The following is a 13,395-nucleotide window of genomic DNA, read 5'->3' as shown; positions in this document are numbered from 1 at the left end:
CTAGTATAGTATAATAATGTAGCAAAATTAACATTGATAAAAATATTAAACACACATAATTTAAGATAAGGAAGGATTAAGTATGAGAATTAATAAGTATATAGCTTCTTGTGGAATAGCATCAAGAAGAAAAGCAGAAGAAATAATTCTTGGAGGAAGAATAAAGGTAAATGGAAGTGTAGTAAAAGAGTTATCTTTTAATATTGATGAAGAAAAAGACATAGTAGAATTTGATAATAAAAAAGTAAAACCAAGTGAAAATTATATATATATAGTATTAAATAAACCAGAGGGATATATAACTACAGTAAAAGACCAATTCAATAGACCCAGTGTAATAGACATACTTAAAGATGTAAGGGAAAGAGTATATCCAATAGGGAGATTAGATTATGAAACTAGTGGTTTATTAATACTTACTAATGATGGCGATTTAACATATAAGCTTACCCATCCAAAACATGAAATTGATAAAACGTATGTGGCAAGTGTGAAGGGAATTATAAGTGATGATGAGATAAGACAATTCGAAACAGGACTAAAAATAGAAGATTACACAACGGCACCTGCCAAAATAAGGGTAACTAAAGAAAATAAAGAAAAAAATTATTCAGTGTGTGAAATAACTATACATGAGGGTAGAAATAGACAAGTAAGAAAAATGTGCAAAGCTATAAATCATCCAGTTTTAAATTTAAGAAGGATTTCTGTGGGGAAAATAGTATTAAAAGACACCAAAGTTGGAGAATATAGATACCTAACAGAAGATGAAATAAAATATTTAAAATCAATAAAATAAGATAAAAATAAATTGAGAAAAAATGAAATAAAGTTAATAGTAGGGAGAAATAGTATTATGGCATATGCAAAGTATTTAACTAAAATTACAGATATAAATAAATTTTATTTAGAAAATATTATAAATGAAGGTGACATAGTAATTGATGCTACTATGGGAAATGGGTATGATACAAGGTATCTAGCTGAGAAGGTTGGAGAAAAGGGCTTTGTATATGCTTTTGATATACAAGAAGAAGCAATAAAGTCTACAAGAAAGAAACTAGAGAAAGAAGGATATACAGATAGAGTAAAATTGATATTTGATGGGCATGAAAAAATGAATCAATATATAAAAGAAGAAGTTTCATGTGTTTTATTTAATTTGGGTTATCTTCCAAGAGCGAAACATTCAATTATAACCAAACCAGATACAACTTTAAAGGCTATAAAGTTAAGTTTAGAAATGCTAAAAGAAAATGGAGTAATAAGCATTGCCATATATACAGGGCATGATGGAGGTCAAGAAGAAAAAGATTGCATATATAACCTTGTCAATAATTTAAATCAAGATGAATTTAATGTTTTAGAATCTAAGTTTTTAAATCAAGTCAATAACCCACCACAATTGATTTTAATTGAAAAGAAAAAAGCATAATAAATACTAAAAAACTTGACAAGATTGTATTAAGAGTTAATATATATAGTGTGACCTATTAAAAATACTTTAAATAATAAGTATACAACAGCTTATTCTCAAAACAAAATATACATCTAAATATGCAAAATAAGATAGATAACTTTTAAATGAGTAAAAATTGAAAAATTTAAAAGAAATATTGGATAAATATTAAAAAATGCAAGGAAAGATGGTATAATAAATTTAATCGAAAATACTATGTGAAGTATAAGGTACAGAAAAGTTAGAATTTTATGAGTTTAAGAAGCTATGATAAAAACTAAGATGAAATTGAGATAAAAAATAAAATTTTTAGAGAAAAAGACAGTGTTAATAAAACAAAATAGTTTATATAACTAAAAGGAGAAAAAAATGGAAGAAACAAATGAAATGAAGGACAGTAAACATTTGATATCAAATATACAATCTCAATATACGAGATTGAGTAAGGGTCAAAAACTTATAGCACAATACATTTTAAATAATTATGATAAAGTTGCATTTATGACTGCATGTAAATTGGGTGAAACTGTAGGAGTAAGTGAGTCTACAGTTGTAAGATTTGCAAATGCATTAGGTTATAGTGGATATCCTAAATTACAAGCTGCACTTCAAGAACTCATAAAAAATAAACTAACTACAGTACAAAGAGTTGAAATGGCACATGATTATTCCGATGATTTTGCAATACTAAACAAAGTTTTAAAAAGTGATATAGATAATATAAGGTCTACACTAGAAGAAATTGACGAGAGAGCGTTTAAAGAAGCTTCTAACAAACTTTTAAGAGCGAGAAAAATATATATACTTGGAATGAGGAGTTCTTTTGTAGTAGCTCAATATTTAGGTTTTTACTTAGATATAATACTTGACAATGTTCATATAATTAGAATGGATATGGGAGATGCTTTTGAGCAGATTGTAAGAATAAATGAAGAAGATGTAATAGTTGCTATTAGTTTCCCTCGTTATTCTAAGAAATCTTATCAAATTGTCAATTATGCTAAGGAAAAAGGAGCCCATGTAATATCATTAACAGATAGCTTATTTGCGCCAGTAGCATCACTTGCAGATAACACTCTTCTAGTTAAGAGTAATATGGCTTCATTTGTAGATTCTCTAGTTCCAGCTCTTAGTATTTCAAATGCCCTTGCTATATCTGTTGGGATGAAGGAAAAAGAAGATATTAAACAGCATTTTGATGATTTAGAGCAAATTTGGAAAAGATATTCTGTGTATGAGTAAAGTTTGTATATTAATAAGGCTATGAAATTGAGAATCATAGCCTTATTAGTAAATACTCGATTATCACTTAAAAAATAAATTTTCGTTTAAATAATACAAATAAATATTTCGAGACTCAAAACATAAAGATGTATTCTGAATACATCTTTACTACGTCAACTAATTTATTAAAGAAAGCATTTCCATTCATGGAGAGTGCTTTTTTTATTTCTCTAAACAATATCATTTCCTTAATTAACAATTATAAAATTAATTTTATTTGTATTTAAGTATATAATATCTTATTAAAATTATATTAAAATATGTATTTCTATCTTTTTTGTTCACTATAATATGTGTCTTTTAGTATTTTATTTTAACTTTGACAAAGAAGTTGAAAAATTTAAAAATCATAGAATTAGTAGTTAGGTATGAAATCTTGATTTTTTAAGTAGCCATTTTTGGGGAAAGGGAAACTTTTTTAGAAATATAATACTTTATAAAAATAAAATAAAGTTTTTATAAATATTAAGACATAGAATATAAAGCTTTTGTAATAATGTATTTACCAAAATAATACAATATATCTTATATTATAACTATATAAATTATATAAATCAATACTTAAACATACCAATAGAGGCATTTTAAAAAAAACATAAATTTATAATATAAAATTGTTTTAAGCTCCCTTTCCCCAAAATAGGAAATTTTTATTAGCATTTAATAATGATTTTTAATTTTTAATATAATATTAAAGAATTATTTAAGAATATTTAATCTCTAAAGCTTAAATTACAATAATATTATAAAAATAAAAGTGATATATTGTGTAATAATCGAAATTTTATACTTTGGTTAAAATAATTTTATATATAGTGCCTAATGTATAACCTAATGCTCGTAGACAATAATGTGGATATTATCAAATTTATTTTTATAATAGAAATTTTAATTTATATCTATATTAAATTGTTAAAGATATAATTATGAGAATAAAAAATATAGCTTTGAATTATATAATTGTATATGCTTATCTTTATACAGTAAATAAAAAATCAAATGAAATACCAAATAAAGTGTATATCTTAAAATAACTTACTAGAGATACAAGGATGCTATGTGAATTTTGAAGTGTGCAGTTTAGATAATAAATATATATAAATAATAAAGAAAATGGATTTATAGTATTTAAAATTTCTTATAAGGGTAAAAAATGCTATTAGAAAATGTACTAAAAATATTTTTCCAATTCTTTATAGAAAAATAATGATATTTAGGAGAGATTGTAATGCAAATTGATGTATTGATAATTGATGGAGATAAGAATAGTTCTCAAGAGCTGAAAAATTTTTTAGAAGGAAAGGGGATAAATGTCTATTTAGCATATAATTGTAAAGATGCTATTATAAAAATATTTAGCAAGAAATTTGACTTAATATTTTTAGAGATAATTTTAGTTGATGGTGATGGTTGGGATTTTTGTAAAAAAATTAGAAATATAACTACTTGCCCAATTATTCATATAACTTATATAAATGAAAATCAAAGTATTTTAAATGCTTTAAATTCTGGAGGAGATGATTATTTAATAAAGCCTTTAAATTTAGAAATATTATATGCGAAAGTGAAAGCTATTTTAAGAAGAAGAGATTTATTTTTAAATAATAATAAAAATAATATAAAACTAGAAGATTATAATAGAGCTAGTGGAGTAATAAAGTTAGAAAATAAAATGATAAAGTTAACTCCAACAGAAAATAGATTATTAAATTACTTTATAGAGAATGCTGAAAAGACTCTAACTATTAAGGAGATATATGAACATGTATGGATGAATGAGTATTTAGATGATAATTATAGTGTAGTGGTTGCTGTGAGTGGATTAAGAAAGAAAATAGAGAAAGATTATAAAAATCCTCAAAAAATTATAACGATAAGAGAAGTAGGGTATTACTTTAACAAGATATAAAGCTTTATAAACAGAATGAATGATAAGGCATAGATAATATGTTAGTATATTACAAGAGTTTTTGTTCTAACGATATATTTGTAAAATTAGATTTAATTTACTTAATTAAATTATAGCAGTAGAATAAATATAAAAAATGTCTGAAATATTATAGACATCAGTAAAATATATAAAACTATAATATAAGTCGTAATAATAAAACAAATGAATATTAATTAATAAAAAGATAGTAGCTATTTTTATATAGCTATTATTTTTTTATTGTTGTGGATGAAAATATACTTATATTTTACTAATATACATTTAAAAATTATAATTTAAAGCATTAAAAAATAAATTTGTATTTTGTTTTATATAAAGTAATTTGAAGAATATGGAAAAACTTGATTAGTACATTATTAATTAGGGTATAAAATGGTGTAAATAGAATGATAAGGGGTGGATGAAATGCTTGTATATAATAAAAGTTTTTATCCTAATGACATATTTCCAAGATTAGATTTTTCAAAAATAAAAAAACAGTTAAAATTGATAGATAATGACCTGTCAGATTTTGGAAGCATATGTATAATAGAAAAAGAACATTATACAATAAGTGTAAACAGTATAGGTGAAATAAATGTGTATTATGATTTAGAGTACGAAAATAAGGTGTATAGAATAGTTTATGAGATTGAAAAGTTATTTAAATCTCAAGTTGGAAGGTTTAGCATATCTACATACAGAAATTGATAATTAAAAAAGTAGAAATTAAAAAACTTAATACTAAAGATATAGATAAATATATGAGGTAACAGCTAGAGAGAGTTGTTACCCTTTTTAAATACTAAGTATATATTATTCTTATTAATTTTTTGTAAATTCACTAAAAGACCTTTTTATAGAATATTATTTTCTTTTTTTATTAAATAGGTAAATCAGTAAAAATGCAATTCCAGTTCCAATTATTATTCCAATGATATTTTCTATAATTAATTTTTTTAATATAAAAGTAAATAATAAAAATGCTATACATAAACCTAAAATATATCCTTTAAAATAGGTTGAAAGTTTTCTTTTCATATAATCACCAACTTGTATCAGATTTAGTTTACTTAATTAGAGTATAACAGTGTTGTAACTTCAAAGAGTATCTAAAAGATTACAAATGTTAGATAAAATCATCAATAATGTAATTTATAACACGTAGCTATAAACTATGCAATAATATAAATGGAGGTATAAGTAAATGAAAAAGTTCCATGTTTTGCTAACAGTTTAAACAAATATTAGGTAGAAAAGAATGTATATAGGAATCTGTGGTAAAATTATCAATTTAAAAGTATGATTTAGTGTGATACAGTTCTTATAGGTAATGGATAACAAATAGATAAAGGAACAGTTTCTTTCTTAGAACATATTTTGTTATGACTTTAAACAAAGTTAATATTAATGTCAATAATATAGTAAAAGAATAAAAATCATATAGTATAATAAAAAAGAGTGTTTCTAAACACTCTTTTTTAATCATTTTCATCTTCTACATATTCAAGTATATCACCTGGCTGACAGTCTAAAGCTTTGCAAATTTCGTTTAGAGTGGTAAATCTAATAGCTTTTGCTTTTCCAGTTTTTAAAATTGATAAATTTGCATTTGTAATATCTATTTTTTCTGCCAAATCTTTAAGTGATATTTTCCTTTTTGCCATCATTACATCTAGGTTAACTACTATTGCCATAACATCACCTCTATATTGTTAAATCATTATCTTCTTTTATTTTTATAGCTTTATCAAATGTTTCTGCAATTACAAAGCACATTAGTGCAAATATAAAAGAGATAACCATAAGTGGTGAGATACCGCCACTATCAGTTCCAAAAATTCTTATATTATTAGTATTTAAATTATAACCATTTATACATTCAATTATAGTGTTTATCAATAAACAACATCCCATTACCTTAAACCTTTTTACATTTTCAAGTACGAATGGGGAATACTTAGTACTATTAATTATAAATATCAAGAATAAGATGACTATAAAGTAGTCAAAAAAATATAGTATTCTTGCAATTAAAGCGATTACTTTGTCAGAACTAAAATCATATAAAAACATAGGTATCATACATAAGAATATTATACCAGCAACTCCTAAAAGTGATAATAGAAAATATAGAAATACTGATAATATATTACTAAAAAATTTTGTAATCATAAAATATCATCTCCTTTATATAAAGTATATTATTGATTATAATATATAATTTATTGAATTTCAATAATAAATTATTGATATAATATATAAAACCATTATAATATATACTAAAAATAAGAATGTATAAGGTGGTAAATTTATATAAAAAAGAATATGAGTTGTAAAATATTAAATAATATTGTACTAATTGGAATAATTTTAACTTTATTATAGATTATTTTAATACCATTAGTACTGATGGTGTATTTTAAAATTGGTATAAGCATTACAAATACGAATATGCCAACTGTAATATGTAATATAAGTAGCTATATACATATGTGCTGTCCCATATATTGTATCATTGTTTATATTAAAAAGATTATGTAAATTGGTATCAATCAATAAATCATTTTCAGAAGAAATACCTAAAAACTTAAAAAATACCTATATGTGTATTTAGTTAGATTTGATATTTTTACATTTAATTTTATAGTGACAATATTATATTATTTTTATGATGTCTATTTATATGCAATTACTATAATATCAGAACTTATAGTATCATTTGTTTCATTATCAATAAGGTTTTTTACTTTAGTTTTGTCAATTTTATTAAAAAAAGTTATTGATATAAAAGATAAGAAGGATAAAACTATATGACGGATTTCAAACATAAGAGTGGATATTTATATAATAGATATTTTATAGTTAATTTTATTAGATTTTATTTAATACTGTAATATTAATATCACAATATATTAATAGTGTATTAAAGATTGAATTTTGTAGATAACTATAATTTATTGAGAGTGATAAATAAAAATTATATAATATTACAGAAGAAAGAGAGGGAGACAATATTATATCCCTCTTTTTTCTATAATAACTAATTATTAAAAAATTATTAATACTCTATATACTTTTAATTTCTTTAATAATAACTAATTTATTCTTTATGTAGTTATTTTAATAATGCTAAAATAAAATTAATTAAATAACATTTATAAATAATTTAATCATATTAATAATATAATTATTTTTTATTTAACTAAAGTATTTAACCATTCATATAATGAATTTAATTCTTGTGGTGTGTTAAACCAATGTTTGCCATTTTCTATAATAGTAAGGTTGCAATTAAACTTTTCTACAAATTTCTCTACAACACCGATTTCAGTAAGTTCATCATGTTTACCATATAATATTTTTGCTGGTACATTCCATTGAGTGATAGGATGTTGTTTTACATATTGTAGATATTCCCATGAAAGAGTATGCCCAAATGAAGTTGGGATAATTAGTTCATGTTTAAGCTGTTCTTCTGATACATTTGCCCAAAGCATCATATTTGAAATGAGCTGTTGCATATCTAGAATTGGAGATACAAAAATACACTCTCTTAAGTTCTCTTTTTCAAAGCTTAACATACTAAACCATGCTCCAATGCTATTTGCATATAACGAAATTTGATTCCAGTGGCACTTTGCATATTCCATAATAGATATTAATTCTGGAACAACATGCCATGGGTTAAATGAATTTTTTTCTCTTTTACGTTCTCCATGTTCAGGCAAATCAACACTTAAAACTTGACACTCATGTGGAACTGCAATATTAGCAAAAGCTTCAGCCTCCTCTTTATTGCCACATTGTCCATGTATGTAAATATATAATTTACTTGAAGGATTTCCCCAAAGGATTGAAGGAACTCCATGAATTTCGAAATATTTTTTTTCCATAAAAATCTCCTTTCAGTTTGATATATTAGTGATTGTTGAATTAATCAAACTATAAAATAATGTTGTAATATAGAATTTAATATAATACTAATTATATTAGTATTAAAACTAATTCAATTAGTATTATATTAAATTATAATTAAACTGTCAAGATTTTATAATAGTATAAAGAATTTTATAAATTACAATAATTGACGAAACTAATTAGATTAGCTAAACTAATAAAGTAATTAATTTTAAATGAAAGAGGGAAAATCATGCGTGTTAGTAGAGAAATAGTTATACAAGCTACATCAGATATAGTTAATAAAGATGGGCTTAACAAAGTTTCTTTAAAAGTTATTGCAGAAAAGCTAGGAATACGTACACCATCTTTGTACAATCATATAGAAAGTCTAGATGATTTATTACTTGAAGTAGCTCATAAAGGAATGAGAGAGATGAATAGTCAAATGATAAAGGCGGCTATTGGAAATTTTGGAGATACAGCTATAAAGTGTATAAGTATAGCATACTTTAATTTTATAATTTCTAATCCTGGTGTTTATGAAACAATTCAGTGGGCTACTTGGCATGGAAATAATGAAACATTAGAAATCTTTGATGAATATAAATCCTTATTAGAAAAACTTATTCTTTCTTGTAATCTAAATACAAAGAATACAGGTGAAGTATTAAACTTAATAATGAGTGTACTTCATGGTTATTCGACTTTGCAACTTGGGAAATCACTTTTGAGTAAAGAAGAAGCTATAAAAGGTTTAGTCGATTCTATTGATACTGTGTTATTAGGTATTCATAAAAAATATGATTAAGGAGGTAAATAAATTATTTTAACTTATTTATTGAACACTTCATTACGTGGGATGTAAAATAAAATTTTATCATTTTTATGAAAGGAAAATAGTATATTTCAAGAATATTTACTTTCTGAATTGGTAAACCCTATTTTTACTGTTGTTGTTGATAATGAAAAGGTAGCTGTAAAATTCCTTGATAATCAGACAAAAGCGACACAGGTATCATAGTATAAATTGATATTTCATAAGGACAGTAATTGGAAAATTATTGGATAGGTTATTTGATTATATAAAAATGATTATATAAAAAAAGAAAAGACCTTAGCTAACAACACATATCAATTTATACCTTGAAGCTGTGGTTTTATTTTTCAAATTGTTTGCGGATTTCTCTGTCTTTACGGATTACAGTTTTTGCTGATTTTAGCAGTTCAACTAAAGAACGGATTTCATATTCATCACAATCTGAGAAAATATCTTTGGCTTCCTTTTCAAAAATTACTTTGGAAGAAAGTACATTATCACATAAGAGAGTATCGACTGATACAGAAAGTGCATTGGCAATCGCAATCAAGGTTGGCAGGCTGACTTTCGTTTTTCCTGTTTCCACGTTGCTCATATGGGATGGTGTCATGTTGATAATGTTTGCAACGGATTCTTGTGTTATACCTTTTTTAATTCTTGCAATTTTAATTCGCTGTCCGATTGCTTTATAATCAATTTCCATAGTTTTTGTTCTCCTTTCATTCTTTTAAATATTGTAACTATTTACAGAGCATAATATAATACTCTATATAAATGAATAATTTATATAATATATATTTAAGAAAAAAATTTGCACTACTTTTAAGACAACTACAAAAGAAATGGAGGCATAAAGCCTACATGTTAAGATTTTATAAAAAGATAGTAAAAAACTGATTAAATGGTTAACGAAAATAAAAGGCTATTTCTGTATCTGAAATTCATGAGGAAATGCAGTTTGCATTGAGGAAACAAATAATAGCAATGAACCTGAATTTCTACAAAAATTTGGAAATAAGATACCAACTTTAGAAGATAAAAAAGGACATTTTAAGCAAATTATTATAGACAATACGAGATATTAAAAAAGGCGTGTATTTCTCATGTGATTTGAGATATACACGCTTTTTATATTTTCAAATAACCTGCATAGAAATTTTTTGAATGTAGTTTTCGGCGTTATGTTCTGATAAATAATCAATTAAATCTTCTTCATAAATATTTCCAACAATATGATACCCTTGTTCTTCTAACTGATTTTTCATATTTTGATAAGTTTTATATAAACTGTCATAACTCCCCTGGTGATACATAACTGCATAATTTCCCTTTGGTTTAATAAAAAGGCGCTCATCATCTACTTTATTTTTAATAAGGCTATAATAATAGCTCTCTCTAAAAATTCCCTGTTTTATATTTTTTTCAAGAACAATTTCTCCTACATGAAAATTATAATCATGTAATAAACAATATTGTAAGTGATTTCCAATACCTTGTAACATTGTTTTTTCATCTGTTAGTACAGCTTCAGGAATTTTAGTTGCAATCAGATATTCTTCCTCACAATTTACAATTTCGATTTTTTCTGTGTTTACATTGAGATGTATTTCCATTGTTGAAATGACATTTCTCAACATAGAACACATTTTTTCAATCTTCTTCACTTCTTCTTGAAGATCCATTAGCTTTCTGTGAAGTACATTAAGAAAGGTATTCGTATCTAAATCATTGAGATATTGTTTTATTTCTTCTAAAGGTGTACCTGCTTTTTTTAGCACAGAAATAATATTAAATTTTTCAAATTGGTCAATTGTATAATACCGATAGCCATTTTCATGGGTAATACTCGGTTTTAATAATTCAATTTCATCATAATGGTAAAGTGTATGTTTTTTTACCCCACACAATTCTGCAAATTCACTTGTCTTATATAATTTTTTAATCATTTTTAAATCTCCTATTGACTTTAGGGTTACCAGATACTTTAGGATAACATAGAAAGCTTTTATATTCAATGAAATGTGAGGAAAAGATATTATGAAAATTATTACAATTAGCCGAGAGTTTGGAAGTGGTGGACGAGAACTTGGAAAACAACTTGCTGATATTTTAAATTTTGACTACTACGATAAAGAAATTATCACTGCTATAGCTAGAAAGAAAAAAATTGACGAAAACTATGTTTCCTACATATTAGAAAATCATGGTTGGAGAAACGTTCCTTTAACAATGTGTACTTCTTTTACTAATATTTTGTCTATGCAATCCATGAAGACAGATTTGTTAATAGAACAATCAAATGTTATCAATCAGATTGCCAGTACAGGTAAGGATTGTGTTATTGTTGGTAGAAATGCAGATATATTATTAAAGAAGTACCAGCCATTTAACGTTTTTGTTTGTGCAAATATGAACTTTAAAATACAACGCTGTATTGAAAAAAAGTTAAACAATGAACATATTTCAAAAAAAGAATTAGAAAGAAAGATAAGAGAGATTGATAAAAATCGAGCAAGATCAAGAGAATTTTTTACGAGCTCCTTATGGGGAAATCAAACTTCCTATCATATTATAGTTAATACATCTGAATGGAATATAAAACATCTTTCTTATGCAATTGCTAACTTTTCAGAGTATTGGTTTAGGAGGTATGAACAATGATACAGTTGTCAGATAATTTTAATTATAAACGCTTATTAAAATTTACATTTCCTACAATTATTATGCTGGTAATAAGTTCTATTTATGGGGTTGTTGATGGATATTTTGTTTCAAATTTTGTAGGGAAAACTGCTTTTACTGCTGTCAATTTTATTATGCCATTTTTGCTAATCTTAGGGTGTGTTGGCTTTCTTTTTGGAACAGGTGGTGGAGCTTTAATTGCTAAAACAATGGGTGAAGGAAAAAAAGAAGAAGCAAACGAACAGTTTTCGTTACTCATTGTTACTTCTGCTGGTTGTGGTATTATTCTAGCTGTTTTAGGTATAGTAACTATGCCATGGATTGCTTCTGCTATGGGAGCAGATGGTCAATTATTGACAGATAGTATTCTTTATGGATGTGTGGTAATTATCGCTATTCCTGCCTATATTTTGCAGTGCGAATTTCAGTGTTTATTTGCAACAGCAGAAAAGCCAAAACTTGGATTATATGTTGCAATTATGGCTGGAATTACAAATATTGTTTTAGACGCATTATTTATCACTGTTTTTAAATGGGGATTGGTAGGTGCAGCACTGGCAACTGCAATCGGTCAATATGTTGGTGGTATCATTCCATTACTTTATTTTAGCCGACAAAACAACAGTTTGCTTAAATTTAAGAAACCTAAATTTGATTGTGATGTTTTGAAAAAGACTGTTGCAAATGGTTCTTCAGAACTAATGACTAATGTTTCCACATCTGTTGTGAGTATGCTGTATAATGCTCAATTACTAAAATATGCTGGCGAAGATGGCGTTGCATCCTATGGTGTTCTTCTTTATGTAGCGTTACTATTTCAAGCTGTTTTTATTGGGTATTCTGTTGGTACTGCCCCTATAATCAGTTATCATTATGGAGCAAAAAATTATGACGAATTAAAAAATTTAAGAAAAAGAAGTTTGATTGTAATTATTTGTTTTGCTGTATTTATGTTTATAATAGGCGAATTTTTATCAAAACCGATTGCTTTTATTTTTGTGGGTTACGATAATAATTTAATGGAAATGACATTAAGAGCATTTATGATTTACTCTTTTTCCTTTTTATTTTCTGGTTTTGGTGTTTTTGGTTCTAGTTTCTTTACTGCATTAAATGACGGTTTAACTTCTGCGCTTATTGCTTTTATGCGTATTTTAGTATTTCAAGTTGTATCAGTACTTATATTCCCTATATTCTGGGGAGTAAATGGGATATGGTTTTCTATTGTTGGTGCTGAAATATTGGCAACTATTATGACGGCTTTCTTTATAATAAGAAAACAGAAAAAATATCATTATTAAATCAATTTGGAGGTATCTA

Annotated in this window: 15 protein-coding genes and 1 pseudogene; 10 read left to right on the top strand and 6 right to left on the bottom strand. The window is 25.3% G+C overall.

Annotation, left to right across the window (positions count from 1 at the left end; translation table 11 throughout):
* Positions 1–82 precede the first annotated feature (82 nt).
* The 5 genes from CDIF1296T_RS10805 (at position 83) to CDIF1296T_RS10785 (ending at position 5,384) form a co-directional block, all read left to right on the top strand.
* Positions 83–799 (top strand): pseudouridine synthase, encoded by a 717-nt coding sequence (locus CDIF1296T_RS10805; RefSeq protein ID WP_003435147.1) that lies wholly within the window; start codon positions 83–85, stop codon positions 797–799.
* 57 nt (positions 800–856) lie between these two features.
* Positions 857–1,435 carry a tRNA 5-(aminomethyl)-2-thiouridylate-methyltransferase MnmM gene (gene mnmM / locus CDIF1296T_RS10800; protein ID WP_003424276.1) on the top strand — a complete coding sequence of 193 codons (579 nt, stop codon included), beginning with the start codon at positions 857–859 and terminating at the stop codon, positions 1,433–1,435.
* 393 nt (positions 1,436–1,828) lie between these two features.
* Positions 1,829–2,701 carry a MurR/RpiR family transcriptional regulator gene (locus CDIF1296T_RS10795; protein ID WP_003424273.1) on the top strand — a complete coding sequence of 291 codons (873 nt, stop codon included), beginning with the start codon at positions 1,829–1,831 and terminating at the stop codon, positions 2,699–2,701.
* A 1,270-nt stretch (positions 2,702–3,971) separates the two neighbouring features.
* Positions 3,972–4,652 carry a response regulator transcription factor gene (locus CDIF1296T_RS10790; RefSeq protein ID WP_009897205.1) on the top strand — a complete coding sequence of 227 codons (681 nt, stop codon included), beginning with the start codon at positions 3,972–3,974 and terminating at the stop codon, positions 4,650–4,652.
* A gap of 447 nt (positions 4,653–5,099) precedes the next feature.
* Complete coding sequence (locus CDIF1296T_RS10785; protein ID WP_009897202.1) at positions 5,100–5,384, top strand: hypothetical protein; 285 nt, start codon at positions 5,100–5,102, stop codon at positions 5,382–5,384.
* 156 nt (positions 5,385–5,540) lie between these two features.
* Here CDIF1296T_RS10785 and CDIF1296T_RS10780 read toward each other — a convergent pair whose 3' ends face one another.
* From CDIF1296T_RS10780 to CDIF1296T_RS10770, 3 genes are all read right to left on the bottom strand, one after another.
* Entirely contained in the window at positions 5,541–5,714 is a 174-nt protein-coding gene (locus CDIF1296T_RS10780) for a hypothetical protein (protein WP_003435150.1), read from the bottom strand.
* A gap of 440 nt (positions 5,715–6,154) precedes the next feature.
* A complete protein-coding gene (locus tag CDIF1296T_RS10775; protein ID WP_003428954.1) occupies positions 6,155–6,370 on the bottom strand; it encodes a helix-turn-helix domain-containing protein in 216 nt (71 codons plus the stop codon).
* A 10-nt stretch (positions 6,371–6,380) separates the two neighbouring features.
* Positions 6,381–6,848: a DUF2975 domain-containing protein gene (locus CDIF1296T_RS10770; protein WP_009897201.1), complete on the bottom strand. Its 468-nt coding sequence runs from the start codon at positions 6,846–6,848 to the stop codon at positions 6,381–6,383.
* A gap of 343 nt (positions 6,849–7,191) precedes the next feature.
* Here CDIF1296T_RS10770 and CDIF1296T_RS20155 point away from each other — a divergent pair, with 343 nt between their 5' ends.
* Entirely contained in the window at positions 7,192–7,290 is a 99-nt protein-coding gene (locus tag CDIF1296T_RS20155) for a hypothetical protein (RefSeq protein ID WP_350256525.1), read from the top strand.
* A gap of 580 nt (positions 7,291–7,870) precedes the next feature.
* On the opposite strand, the gene CDIF1296T_RS10760 is transcribed toward CDIF1296T_RS20155, so the two are convergent.
* Positions 7,871–8,569 carry an alpha/beta hydrolase gene (locus CDIF1296T_RS10760; RefSeq protein ID WP_009897200.1) on the bottom strand — a complete coding sequence of 233 codons (699 nt, stop codon included), beginning with the start codon at positions 8,567–8,569 and terminating at the stop codon, positions 7,871–7,873.
* Positions 8,570–8,826: 257 nt separating this feature from the next.
* On the opposite strand from CDIF1296T_RS10760, the gene CDIF1296T_RS10755 reads away from it, so the two are divergent.
* Together CDIF1296T_RS10755 and CDIF1296T_RS19720 are read left to right on the top strand one after the other, a co-directional pair.
* On the top strand, positions 8,827–9,384 hold the full coding sequence (locus CDIF1296T_RS10755) for a TetR/AcrR family transcriptional regulator (protein ID WP_003435154.1): 558 nt from the start codon (positions 8,827–8,829) through the stop codon (positions 9,382–9,384).
* Positions 9,385–9,477: 93 nt separating this feature from the next.
* Positions 9,478–9,597, top strand: a pseudogene (locus tag CDIF1296T_RS19720) (conjugal transfer protein); the annotation flags it as partial.
* 136 nt (positions 9,598–9,733) lie between these two features.
* Here the strand turns inward: CDIF1296T_RS19720 and CDIF1296T_RS10745 are convergent.
* Positions 9,734–10,096: a helix-turn-helix domain-containing protein gene (locus tag CDIF1296T_RS10745; RefSeq protein WP_003435155.1), complete on the bottom strand. Its 363-nt coding sequence runs from the start codon at positions 10,094–10,096 to the stop codon at positions 9,734–9,736.
* 433 nt (positions 10,097–10,529) lie between these two features.
* Complete coding sequence (locus CDIF1296T_RS10740; protein ID WP_003435156.1) at positions 10,530–11,339, bottom strand: MerR family transcriptional regulator; 810 nt, start codon at positions 11,337–11,339, stop codon at positions 10,530–10,532.
* Positions 11,340–11,430: 91 nt separating this feature from the next.
* Between CDIF1296T_RS10740 and CDIF1296T_RS10735 the strand changes: the two genes are divergently transcribed.
* Both CDIF1296T_RS10735 and CDIF1296T_RS10730 read left to right on the top strand, forming a co-directional pair.
* Positions 11,431–12,054 (top strand): cytidylate kinase-like family protein, encoded by a 624-nt coding sequence (locus CDIF1296T_RS10735; RefSeq protein ID WP_003435157.1) that lies wholly within the window; start codon positions 11,431–11,433, stop codon positions 12,052–12,054.
* Positions 12,051–13,376, top strand: a complete 1,326-nt coding sequence (locus CDIF1296T_RS10730; RefSeq protein ID WP_003435159.1) for an MATE family efflux transporter — start codon at positions 12,051–12,053, stop codon at positions 13,374–13,376. Before CDIF1296T_RS10735 ends, CDIF1296T_RS10730 begins: the two co-directional genes overlap by 4 nt.
* Positions 13,377–13,395 lie beyond the last annotated feature (19 nt).

The sequence above is a fragment of the Clostridioides difficile ATCC 9689 = DSM 1296 genome, from assembly GCF_001077535.1.
GTDB classification, from domain to species: Bacteria; Bacillota; Clostridia; order Peptostreptococcales; family Peptostreptococcaceae; genus Clostridioides; species Clostridioides difficile.
Note: the sequence above shows the minus strand (reverse complement) of the source record. Positions and strands in the feature narration are given on the sequence as shown.